General features: G+C 57.7%; 9 protein-coding genes. 6 read left to right on the forward strand and 3 right to left on the reverse strand.

Features of this window, described 5'->3' with window-relative positions; genetic code table 11:
• Positions 1–199: 199 nt before the first annotated feature.
• Entirely contained in the window at positions 200–1876 is a 1677-nt protein-coding gene (locus HY298_07785; GenBank protein ID MBI3850175.1) for an AMP-binding protein, read from the forward strand.
• A 135-nt stretch (positions 1877–2011) separates the two neighbouring features.
• Here the strand turns inward: HY298_07785 and HY298_07790 are convergent, their stop codons facing one another.
• The 3 genes from HY298_07790 to HY298_07800 all read right to left on the reverse strand — a co-directional run bounded on the left by HY298_07790 (position 2012) and on the right by HY298_07800 (position 4903).
• Positions 2012–2953, reverse strand: coding sequence for a prepilin-type N-terminal cleavage/methylation domain-containing protein (locus HY298_07790; GenBank protein ID MBI3850176.1), 942 nt, complete (start codon positions 2951–2953; stop codon positions 2012–2014).
• Positions 2954–2992: 39 nt separating this feature from the next.
• Positions 2993–3445 carry a D-tyrosyl-tRNA(Tyr) deacylase gene (locus HY298_07795; protein ID MBI3850177.1) on the reverse strand — a complete coding sequence of 151 codons (453 nt, stop codon included), beginning with the start codon at positions 3443–3445 and terminating at the stop codon, positions 2993–2995.
• Between the two features lie 225 nt (positions 3446–3670).
• A complete protein-coding gene (locus tag HY298_07800; GenBank protein ID MBI3850178.1) occupies positions 3671–4903 on the reverse strand; it encodes a hypothetical protein in 1233 nt (410 codons plus the stop codon).
• 385 nt (positions 4904–5288) lie between these two features.
• Here HY298_07800 and HY298_07805 point away from each other — a divergent pair, with 385 nt between their 5' ends.
• The 5 genes from HY298_07805 (at position 5289) to HY298_07825 (ending at position 12305) form a co-directional block, all read left to right on the forward strand.
• Positions 5289–7811, forward strand: a complete 2523-nt coding sequence (locus tag HY298_07805) for a metallophosphoesterase (GenBank protein ID MBI3850179.1) — start codon at positions 5289–5291, stop codon at positions 7809–7811.
• A 160-nt stretch (positions 7812–7971) separates the two neighbouring features.
• Positions 7972–9588: an acyl-CoA carboxylase subunit beta gene (locus HY298_07810; GenBank protein ID MBI3850180.1), complete on the forward strand. Its 1617-nt coding sequence runs from the start codon at positions 7972–7974 to the stop codon at positions 9586–9588.
• 155 nt (positions 9589–9743) lie between these two features.
• On the forward strand, positions 9744–11132 hold the full coding sequence (locus HY298_07815) for a DUF1446 domain-containing protein (GenBank protein MBI3850181.1): 1389 nt from the start codon (positions 9744–9746) through the stop codon (positions 11130–11132).
• A 10-nt stretch (positions 11133–11142) separates the two neighbouring features.
• The gene (locus tag HY298_07820) at positions 11143–11508 is read left to right on the forward strand and encodes a hypothetical protein (GenBank protein ID MBI3850182.1); all 366 of its coding nucleotides are present in this window, start codon (positions 11143–11145) and stop codon (positions 11506–11508) included.
• An 11-nt stretch (positions 11509–11519) separates the two neighbouring features.
• Positions 11520–12305, forward strand: coding sequence for an enoyl-CoA hydratase/isomerase family protein (locus tag HY298_07825; GenBank protein ID MBI3850183.1), 786 nt, complete (start codon positions 11520–11522; stop codon positions 12303–12305).
• The last annotated feature ends 43 nt before the right edge of the window (positions 12306–12348 follow it).

Raw genomic sequence — 12348 nt, forward strand, 5'->3', positions numbered from 1 at the left:
GCGTGTTGGAGTTCAAGCTTCAGCTTGTCCCGAGGCACGCTAAAGCGTGAACTCCAACTTTTGCGCGGACAAGGCTGTCCGCGCTCCTACGAGGTTCATTTCTTCGATCCACTCAGCCGAGCGACGGCAACTCCGGCAGTTTGCCTTTGCCGCCTCTGGAATATCCGCTACACTTTTCAAAACCAATGCGCGTCAAGTTATGCAACTGAGTTACACCCATGGCGTTTCCACCGTGCCGCTGATCGGCCAGACCATCGGCGACATGCTGGATGAGATCGCTGCGGAGCACGGCTCGAACGAAGCCGTGGTTTCAGTTTTTGAAAACAAACGGCTCACGTATTGGGCATTCCTCGATGAAGTGAACCGCTGCGCCCGCGCACTGATGGCGATGGGAATCCAAAAGGGAGATCGCGTCGGGGTTTGGTCCACCAATTGTGTGGCGTGGACTGTGGCGCAATTTGCGACTGCCAAGATCGGCGCCGTTCAGGTCAACATCAACCCGGCCTACCGCCTCCACGAACTGGAGTACGCCCTCAAACAATCCGAGTGCAACGCGCTGATCTGCGGCGAGGGGTTCAAGGACGCCGATTACGCCCGAATGTTGCACGAGTTGATTCCCGAGTTGAAAGGAGCCGATCCGTGTGGCGAGTTTTCCGCGCAGAAATTTCCGCATTTGCGGCGCGTCATCTATCTCGGCGCGAAACCGGCGGCCGGCCTGCTCCGCTGGAGTGAATTGATGTCAATGCACGAGCGCGTGGCTCCACAAGCGCTCGCCGAGCGGCAGGCTTCACTGGACTTCGATGACGTAATCAACATCCAGTACACCTCAGGCACCACGGGGTTTCCCAAGGGCGCGATGCTGACGCATCACAACATTCTGAACAACGGCTATTGGGTCGGCGTCCTGATGAACTTCACGCCCAACGATCGCCTGTGCATTCCGGTGCCGTTCTACCATTGCTTCGGCATGGTGCTGGGCAATCTGACCTGTATGACGCACGGCGCGACGATGGTGCTGCCCGCACCCCATTTCAGTCCGCTCTCGGTGCTGCAAGCGGTCGCCCTGGAGCGATGCACGGCGGTGCATGGCGTTCCGACGATGTTCATTGCCGAACTGGAACATCCGCAATTCCGCGAGTTCGATTTGTCCTCCCTGCGAACCGGTGTGATGGCGGGCGCGCCGTGTCCGATCGAAGTGATGAAACGCGTCATCGGCGAGATGCATTGTGAACAGATCACCATCGGCTGCGGGATGACGGAAACCTCCCCGATCTGCAACATGACCAGGCCGAATGATCCGCTGGAGTTGCGTGTGAGCACCGTCGGCCGGGTGATTCCGCACCAGGAACAAAAGATCTTGAACCCGGAGACCGGGCAGATTCTGCCGCGGGGACAACAAGGAGAGCTGTGTTATCGCGGGTATCACATCATGCGCGGCTACTATAACAACCTGGAAGGCACGAAGAGCGCCATCGATTCATCGGGTTGGATGCACAGCGGCGATCTGGCGGTCATGGACGAACAGGGTTACGTCAAAATCACCGGACGGCTCAAGGACATGATTATTCGCGGTGGCGAGAACATCTATCCGCGTGAGGTGGAGGAATTTCTTTTCACCCATCCAAAGATTGCGGAGGCCGCCGTCTTCGGCGTGCCCGATCACCATTATGGCGAGCAGGTCATGGCGTGGATCAAATTGAAGGACAGCGCGCCGCTGAACGAACAGGAAGTCCGGGAATTCTGCAAAGGGAAAATCATGGACTACAAAATCCCATATCGCGTCAAATTCGTCACCGAGTTTCCCACCACCGTGACTGGCAAGATTCAAAAATTTCGCATGAGAGAGATTACCATTGAGGAATTAAAACTGGGTTAACCGCATGCGTTCCCAAAAATTCCACAGCAAAGACTGCATTCCGCTCATCTTATCGACGTCCCACCCCTTCCGACGGTAAACTTGGTTGTCTGCTGAGAGACGCAGAGCCTTGCGATTCGAACAGCCTTCTTTTTCTCACGGTTGAATCTCACCAAACTCAGGCGCTATCTTGGTCGCGCGCACCCACATATAACGCCAATCAGGACTATTGTAAAAGTTCCCGGGAACTCCTCCCCATGCTCCCCATTGGTAAACGCCTCGGACTGGCTGCAACGTGCGCCGATCTTTCCAGCGATGAATCTCCACGTGGCCGTCGGTAAAGGACAAACCGCCGCTGTTCGAGTGCCGAGAAGCCGGGAGTTCCACGAAAACTCCGCGGTCTTTGCCTATTCCTATTGTGAAGTCGCACCGGTCTATTGAATCTTCATGTTCATCAATAAACACGAACAGTTCAGGACGATGAACTTTAGACAAATCACTTCGCTTTTCAAAAAGCGCTGCTGGCGATGCGAGGAGGTTAGCCCCATCATTTCCCATGTAGGCATTCATCGAGTAGCTCCGTGTTCTTGGGTAAGCGTTGTTGTCGGTCAGGACTGTCAGAGACTTGTCTGCCGGGCATTTGAAGACAGCAGGTGTTTTCACATAATCGCCGAGCGAGCCTTCACGACTGCCGATGAGGAAATCCACATTCGTGCCGTCGGGGTTGCTGTATCTGAGGAAGCCCCAGGACCAAGACGGTCGGTGTTGGACTCCTTGAGGGGTGCTGACAAAGGCACCGTAGAAGTAGTTTGGGACCAACCGATCATTATTGTCATCCGTGTACATGGTCCAGCCGAGTGTGAGCTGCTTGAGGTTGTTCATGCAGGCGATGGCTTGCGCTTTTGCCTTTGCGCGTGTCAGTGCGGGTAATAGCAACGCGGCCAGAATGGCAATGATGGCAATCACCACCAGCAACTCGATTAGCGTGAAGGCCCGCTTGGACGCGAATCCTTCAGGGCCGGCAAACTGCCGGCCCTCCCATTCACAGGGAATGAAGCGGTGCCAGCGTCCCCGATTATTTGTTTGCCTTCTGCCCATACAGTTTTTGGAGCCTTTGTAACGACTTGATAGTTTATCCTACTCCCGATGTTTCGTGTCGATGATAATTGTGACGGGGCCATCGTTGATTAAGGTCACTTTCATGTCCGCTCCAAACTCACCGGTTTGAACAGCCCGGCCCAGTTCCTCAGTGAGTTTGCGCACAAATAATTCGTAAATCGGAATGGCTACTTCCGGTCGGGCGGCTTGACTGTATGAAGGCCGGTTTCCTTTTTTGGTGCTGGCGAACAGAGTGAACTGGCTGATGACAAGGATGTCGCCTTGAATTTCCTGAACTGAGCGATTCATCACGCGCTGATCATCATTGAAAATCCGCAGTCGCACCAGCTTCCCGCTCAACCAGTCGATGTCTTCTGCCGTATCCGCTTCTTCAACGGCTAGCAGGATCACCAAACCTGTTTTGATGGCGGCTTTCTTTTGCACGTCGATAACGACAGACGCTTCAGAGACCCGTTGAATGACTGCTCGCATGTTACATGATCACCGTCGTTTTAATAATTCGGAGGTTCTCCCGAACTCCGAAATAGAAAAGGGAGCGCGCCCGCCTCGGGCGCAGTTTTCTGCGCCCTCGCGGAAAACATGGCGCGCAGGAAATTGTCCTGACCACCAGCTTGCCGCGCCGCCCAAGGCTGGACGCGAGGGCGCGTCCAGCAACGCCCGGGGCGGGCGTGATCCCCGCAACTTCGGAGTTCGGGTTCAACCTCCCCAGATCATCACCACACTCGTCGTGACGCTGCCGCCCATGTTAAACGTAAGAAACCGTTTCGCGCCGGGAATCTGGCGTTCGCCGGCGCGGTCGGTCAGTTGCAACCACGCTTCAGCCACTTGCCGCACACCGGTCGCGCCGACAGGATGTCCGTCGCCAATCAATCCACCGCCCGCATTAACCGGCAGCGAGAATGGCGGCGAGATGGTTGCCAAGTCAGCACGCGCCGATGGAAGAGCGGTCGCGCCAGTTTCAAGAAGATCTGCGCCCTTACCACTCTCAGCAAACCCAAGAATTTCGTAGGCGATGATTTCTGAGATGGAGAAACAATCATGGATTTCCGCGCCGTGAAGCTCTGCCGGTTTGACGCCGGACATCGAATAGGCTCCTGCGGCGGCCTGTCGCGCGATGGAAAATTCCGGGACATCCTTTTTCTCCAGCGGCAAGTAATCGGTGGTGTGGCCGTAACCAAGCAGGCGAATGGCCCGCCGGCCGGCTGCCAGCGTTTTAACAAATCGTTCGGAGCACAGAATCAACGCTGCCGCGCCGTCGGTGATCTGGGAACAGTCGGTGGTTTTGAGCGGCGGAGCAAAACGCGGGTTTTGGTCCGAAGCGATCGCGGCTTGTTCGACGGTCAACGTTGCATCCCGCATCTGCGCCAAAGGATTGCTGCGTGCGTGCGCAAAGTTCTTGACGGCGACTTTCGCCAGTTGTTTTTCCGTGACGCCATACTTGTCCATATAGACCTGTGCGATGCGGGCGAACAATTTGGGAAACATGAAGTCGCCATAAATTGCCTTCTCCACCTGGTAATCGCCGGCGGCGCCCAGAACGTCCGCCCCCTCCGCTGGCGGCATGGTTTTCTGCTGCTCCGCGCCGACGATCAGAACGACGTCGTGCAGCCCGCCCATGATTTGTTGCGCGCCGGTAAGGACGGCCACCGAGCCGGAGGCGCACGCGGCTTCGACGTGCAGCGTTGGAATACCGCGACACTTCGTGTCGATCTCGGTGAGGAACGCGCCCAGATGAAGTTGCCGGGTGAACAGTCCGCTGGCGAAACTCGCGACCACGCCCGATTGAATGTCGCCGGGATCAATCTGCGCATCGTCGATGGCCGTTCGCGCCGACTCAAGAACGATGTGGCGAAGGGTTTTGCCTTCCTTCTTCAAGTTGCGCTTGAAATCCGTTCGCCCCGCGCCAATCACATAAACTGCTTCAGCCATGTGGGGAGCTTAGATTGAAATGTGAATGGAAGCAACGCGGCGTGTATTTCCCTACCCATGATCCGCAAGGTAGGGCGCGTCACTCCGTGCGCGCCGTTCGGATCGTATGTCCAAACCAGCGGCGCGCACGGAGTGACACGCGCCCTGCCAACGCGCCCGGTTCATCACTTGATAAATCGCCGCTTCCTAATCCAATCGTAATTTCCTGGCTACAACAGCCCCAGCCTGCCCAACGCTCAATTAGTTGTTGATACGTTTAACCGACTTCTCGGAAAGCTGCGTCGGCAATTTCCCGTTTGGGGATGAGGAATTGACGGATGCGCCAAATCATGAGATAGGTTTCGCGTCCCATCGGGATTCCCAGAAAGGCCTGATCGGGCGTTGCATGAAAAAATCCACCGCTGCGTTGGTCCTGATCGCCACTTTCCTTTCTGCTTCACCGCTTTTTGGCGCCATCGCGCAGTATGATTTCAACGGCAACCTCAACTCGTCCACAAGCGGTGTCGTTTTGACGACCGGTTTCGCCGCGCCCGCTACGAACGCGGTTGTGGTCTTCACCAACATGACGATTAACGGCAACACGGCGCAGGTTGCTTCATTTACGCGGGGCACTTACTTCACGATGAGCCACGGTCTAGGGGCGAATGGCGGCGGCAGCAAACTGAATCAATACACGCTCATCTTGGATGTGATGTTTCCAAGCCGGCCGAGCGGTTGGGCCGTGCTCTACCAGACCACTCCTCAAAATACCAACGACGGCGAGTGGTTCATCAATCCAAGTCAGGGCCTTGGTATCTCCAGCGTTTACGGTGGCACGGTTGCGGACGGAACGTGGCACCGGCTGGCGGTAGTGGTGGACAGTGCCGCCGGCACCCTCACAAGCTTCATCAATGGCACTCCGGTTCAGCAGGTTGGTGGTCCTACGGTGGATGGCCGATGGGCGATGGGGCCGACCGTGTTGCTCTTCGCAGATGATGATTTGGAAAATGCCGCCGGTTTCGTGAACAGCGTCCAACTCCGGGCCGAGGCAATGACAACCAACGAGATCGCGGCGCTGGGCGGAGCGACCGCCACAGGCATTCCGATGCCGGGCGCGACCAATCCACTCTTCGGTCAGGTGCTGCAAACCAACGGCGGCTTTGAGACGTTGTTCGCCAACTGGCAAACCATCGCCGGCAGTCCGCTTGCGCTGACGAGCGCCGGGAGCAAAGGTTCGCCTCACGGCGGCGCCTACTTCTTCCACGGCGGCATCAACACACCCGCCAGCAATACCGTCGTCCGTCAAGACATTGACCTCCTCGCCGCCGGTTTTACGACCAACGACCTGGACACCGGCGCCGCGCTCGACTCCCTGGCCTGGTTGCGGAATTTTTACGGCGTGAACACGTTCGACGACCAGGTGTTTTATCGCGTCGGCTATCTTGACGCCGCCGACCAGGAATTGTCCGCCGTGCGTTGTATCGTCGCCGGCAACAGTGTCTGGTTGCAACGCAACCTCTACGGTCTGTTGCCGGCGGGCACCCGCAAACTGCGCGTTGAAATCATCGGCCAGCATCGTCGCGACGCCGACAACGACAGCATGGCGGACGACCTCATCGTGAAATTGCAGCAGCCATTCCCGCTGCCCACACCGAACATCAGCAAGTTGCCGATGCTGCAGGACGTGCGCCCCAACGCCATGACGTTGATCTGGGAAACCGACGGCAACCTCGCGCGACATTATGTGGACTGGGGCCGCAGCAACATCACCGAGCACACGCTTGGTCGGATCGAGACGTTACAAATCGACGCCACTCACTTTGTCCATCGCGCGACCATTCCGGGTTTGGAAACCGAGACGAGTTACGTTTATCGCGTCCGCAGCGGCACGAACGCCACGGCCACTTACACTTTCTTTACTGCGCCCAAACGCTCCAGTCTGTTCATCACCGCGTGGTGGGGCGATAATCACGGCGGTACGGTCACGCTTGCGACGCATGTGACCAATCTTTTGTCCCACGCACCCAACCTGATTTGCGTGGCCGGCGACACGGTGAACAGCGGCAACTCGCTTTCCGAATGGCACAACTTCTGGTTCAAACCGCTGGAAACTCTCAACGCCGCGCAGACCACGCCGGTAATCTTCGCTCGCGGCAATCACGACGGCGAACACGCTCTCGCTTACGCCTACAGCGCGTTGCCCGGCAACGAGGCTTGGTTCGCCTTCGACTATGGCAACAGCCGGTTCATTTTTCTCGACAGCGAAATCAACACCAGCGGTTCACCCGAACAATACAATTGGCTGCAAGCCGAGCTGAGCCGACCGGAAACCCAGACCGCGGCCTTCCGTATTGTTTGCTTTCATAAGCCACCTTACGCCGACCTCTGGAACGGCGGCGGGTACACTGGCGAAACCTTTGTGCGCAACGACTGGGTGCCGCTCTTCACGCAGAAAAACGTGGACATCGTTATTTGCGGCCACATGCACGCCTACCAACGCGGCGCCACCAACGGGGTCATGTACATCGTCAGTGGGGGCGGAGGCGGCGCGCTTGACACCGAGCGCGTTGCGTTCTGGCCGTTCGTGCAAGTCGAATACAGCCAGTACCATTTTGACATAATGGAAGTCAATGGACAGACGCTCTCGTGGGAAACCTTCAACAACAGCAATCAACTGCTCGACATGTTCACGCTCCAAAGCCGCGTGCCGGTTGTCGCCTGGCAGAATGCGGCGGGGGCGGCTGGCCAATTACAGTTGACCGTTTCGGGCAAGCCCGGAATTAGTTATGTGCTGGAAAGCTCAAGCAACCTGTTGCACTGGGCCGCCTTTGCCACCAACACCATTGCCGCCAGTGGCCCGCCGATGTTCACCAATTCGATTGGGGTCGATGTCTTCCCTCGCTTCATCCGCGCGCGGACGAGCCAGTAGGGCAAAGTCAAGCGACCCTTCTGGACGACAAACGCCGCGAGTAAACCCTGGAGCCATGCCGGGCAATGAAATTCGCCATTGACCACTGGTTTACGGCGTAGAATATCGGCGTGAGTTCAAACCGCGATGACAACCAGGCGGCAGGGACAAATATTTTTCCATGACTGAAAAAGGGCAGAGCAAACCGAAGGCGCTGCGAAGTTTGTGCGACGAAATCCTCGCGCAGGAGGCCACGTTGCGCGAGGGTGGCGGGCTTTCCGGACAGGAACGGCAGCGCAAGCTGGGCCGTTTACCGGTGCGTGAACGATTGACACGTCTCTTGGATGACAAGTCGCCGTTTCTCGAACTGAGTCTGTGGGCGGGCCATCGAATGTATCCGGATTGGGGCGAGATTCCAGCGGCTGGAGTGGTGACGGGCATTGGTCGCGTCTGCAAGCGGCCGTGCATGATCATCGCCAATGATGCCACCGTGAAGGCGGGCGCTTTTTTTCCGGCGACAGCCAAGAAAGTTCTGCGCGCCCAACGCATCGCTTTGGAAAATTCGTTGCCGGTGATTTATCTGGTCGATTCCGCCGGCGTGTTTCTGCCGTTGCAGGATGAAGTGTTTCCCGATGAAGACGATTTCGGTCGAATCTTCCGCAACAACGCTGTGTTGAGCGCGCGCGGCGTTCCGCAGTTGGCGGCCATCATGGGAAATTGTATCGCAGGCGGCGCGTATCTGCCGGTGTTGTGCGACAAAATTCTCATGACCAAGGGGAGCGGGCTTTATCTGGCAGGACCGGCGCTGGTCAAGGCGGCGATCGGCCAGGAAGTCGATGCCGAACACTTGGGCGGTTCGGAAATGCACGCGGAAATCAGCGGGACGATTGACTTTCAAGAAGCGGATGACGAGGCGTGCCTTACGCGACTGCGTTCGCTCATCGACCTCTTGCCGGCAGAACCGGAACGCAAAGTTGACGAAACTGGCACGGAACGGAATCCCGAGTCGGTTTATGATCTGGTGAGCATTGATGGCCGCGCGGAATACGATCTTCGGGATTTGCTGGCGTGCGTGGTGGATCGCGGGTCGATGCAGGAATACAAGGCGGAGTACGGGCAGACGCTCGTCACGGTGTACGCGAAGATTGGCGGGCAAGCCGTCGGCATCGTGGGCAATCAACGCAAGCGTTGCCACTCGAAGACCAAGGGAATCCAGATCGGCGGCGTCATCTACTCGGACAGCGCCGACAAGGCGGCGCGGTTCATCATGGACTGCAATCAAACCGGGTTGCCGATTGTTTTTTTTCAGGATGTGCAGGGTTTTATGGTGGGCCGCGATGCGGAACAATCGGGCATCATCCGCAGCGGCGCGAAGCTGGTGAATGTCGTGAGCAATTCCGTGGTGCCGAAAATCACGGTCATCACGGGCGGTTCGTTCGGCGCGGGCAACTACGCGCTCTGCGGCAAGGCGTTTGATCCGCGATTTATCTTTGCCTGGCCGAACGCGCGATACGCCGTGATGGGCGGCGAACAAGCGTCGGACACCTTGTTCACCATTCTCCAGCGCAACATGCAGTCGAAAGAAAACACACTGACGCCGGAGGAGTTGAATCAACTGCGCGAGACGGTCAAGAATAATTACAAGCAGCAGACTGACATTCGTTATGGCGCGGCGCGGGGCTGGGTGGATGCAATCATTCCGCCGCGCGCGACACGGGAAGTTCTGTTGACCACGCTGGCTTTGGTGACGCGCAAACCAGTTCAAAACAATTTCAAGACCGGCGTGTTGCAGGTTTGAGGAGTGTGAATGGAGAACCTGGAGGAAGATGCCGGAATGTCCGCCTTGATCGCAACCATGCAATGGGTAGGGCGCGTCACTCCGTGCGCGCCGTCTCGGCAGACATCGAACCCCGGCGCGCACGGAGTGACGCGCCCTACCTCTGATCCCTCACCGTGAAATCGAAACCCATTCTAATCGGCAACGCGCAGGGCTTCTGGGGTGACAGCGTCGATGCGCCCGCGCGCTTGGTGTCGCAACAGCCGGACCTCCACTATCTGACGCTTGATTATCTGGCGGAGGTTTCGATGTCGATCCTCGCCCTCCAGAAGGAACGCGACCCGACCGCCGGCTACGCGCGCGATTTTGTCGAGGTGGTTCGTTCGCTGATTCCGTTGTGGAAGAAAGGGTCGAAGGTGCGGGTAATCACCAACGCCGGTGGTCTGAATCCGCTGGGTTGCGCGCAGGCGTGCGCCGAAGTCTTGCGTCAAGCCGGAAACCGACCGATGAAACTCGGCGTCGTGACCGGCGATGACGTTTTGCCAGTTGTTCGAGCGGCAGACGCGAAAGGCGCGAAGTCGAAGTTGTTCGCCAATCTTGAAACCGGCGAATCCATCGCGAAGGTTTTTGATTCATTGATCACCGCGAGTGCTTATCTCGGCGCGCAGCCGGTGGCGGAGGCGTTGGCCGCGGGCACGGACATTGTGATTACCGGTCGCGTGGCCGATCCGAGTCTGACCGTGGCGCCTTGCATGGCCGAGTTTGGCTGGTCGCCAAACGATCACGATCGAATTGCCGGCGCGACCATCGCCGGGCATTTGATTGAATGCGGCACCCAAGTGACCGGCGGCATTTCGACGGACTGGCTGGCGATTCCTGATCCGGCGAACATCGGTTTCCCGGTGGTCGAGGTGAGTGCAGACGGAACCTGCGTCGTCACGAAACCAAAGCGAACCGGCGGGGTTGTGAATGAGCGAACCGTCAAGGAGCAGTTGCTGTATGAAATCGGAGATCCTGACAATTACCTCAGCCCTGACGTGACGGTTTCATTTCTTTCGTTGCAAGTTCGTCAGGAAGGCAAAGACCGCGTGCGGGTCAGCGGCGCGAAAGGTCGTCCCGCCACTTCCAGTTACAAGGTGAGCGCTTCGTATCGCGACGGTTTTTGGGCGCAGGGAGCGCTGACGATTTTTGGTCGCGACGCGGTGGCCAAGGCGCGTCGTTGTGGCGAAATCATTTTGCAACGAGTGCGTGCCGCAGGGTATGAACTCCAGCGCTCCCAAGTGGAGTGTCTGGGTGCCGGCGCTTGTTTGCCGGGGAGCTTGGATAAATCTATCGAGGCAGAACTCTTGGAAACCGTGTTGCGAGTGACGGTGGCTGATCCGCGCCGCGAGGCCGTGGAGCGGTTTGCGAAGGAGATGTCGCCGCTGATCACGAGCGGGCCACAGGGTGTCACCGGTTATGCGGCTGGGCGACCGCGCGTGCATCCGGTCTTTGGCTATTGGCCCTGCTTGATTGAAAAGAAGCTGGTGAAACCGCAAGTGACAATTCTGAACACGAATCAATGATCTGCGCCGCATGAAAAAATCCCGCACCGCACAGAAGATCAGACTGGGAGAAATCGCCTATGCCCGCAGCGGCGATAAAGGGTCGAGCGCCAATGTAGGTGTAATCGCGCGCAAGCCCGAAGGTTTTGTTTTTTTGCATGGATTTTTGACGGCAGCGCGCGTGGAAAAATACTTCAAGCCGTTGGGGATTGGCAAAGTGGTCCGTTATGAATTGCCGAACCTTGGCGCTTTCAATTTCATACTGCCGGGCGTGCTGGCCGGCGGTGCGAGTCGTTCGTTGCGGATTGATGCCCAAGGCAAAACACTGGGGCAGGCGCTTCTGGAAATGAAACTGAAACTGTCAGAAAAAGATTTAACCCGCTGTCAATCTTCATGAGGAAAAACACCATGAGTTCATCATTAATTTCAACGCAGCAACCGGAAGCGGGCATCACGATTGTGACATTGAATCGTCCGACCAAACGCAACGCGCTGAACTGCGCCCTGATGGAAGCCTGCTCATCGGCGTTTGAATCCCTCGCCCAAGACGCGTCTCAGCGCGTGCTCATATTGCGCGGCGAAGGGCCGGTGTTCTGCGCGGGACTCGACCTTGAGGAAGCGTTCGCGCCGGACAATGCCGAACGAACCGCCGGCTTGGTAGCGCGTTTGCTCCGTGCGGTTTATCAAGTGCCGCAGGTCACCATCGCCGCCGTGCATGGAGCGGCGATCGCCGGCGGCGCCGGTTTGATGTCTGCGTGCGACCTCGTCGTGGCGACCTCGGAGACGCGCATTGGCTACACGGAAGTCCGGCGCGGACTGGTGGCGGCCTTGGTGATGACGCTTCTACATCGGCAGGTCCGCGAACGCGACGCGCGCGAGTTGCTTTTGCTGGGCGACCTGATCTCCGCCGAGCGGGCGAGAGAGATGGGATTAGTGAGTCGCGTCGTGGCGAAGGAGCAATTGATGAACGAGGCTCTCACGTTGGCGCGGATGGCGTTGCAAGGCGCTCCCCAGGCGATCGGACACACGAAGAAGGTCCTCGATGAACTTTGGCCTTCCTCTTTCAACCACGAACTGGATGAGACGTTGCTGCACCATTTGTCCGCCCGCGCTTCGCCGGAAGTGCGGGAAGGCGTGGCGGCATTTCTCGAGAAGCGCAATCCGAGTTGGTGTCCGAAGTCCACAGTCAAATAGTGTTTGAGCAAAACGGAAATGGATTTTCAGTCGCTAAAGATAC

This window comes from Verrucomicrobiota bacterium, assembly GCA_016200005.1.
Classification (GTDB): domain Bacteria; phylum Verrucomicrobiota; class Verrucomicrobiia; order Limisphaerales; family PALSA-1396; genus PALSA-1396.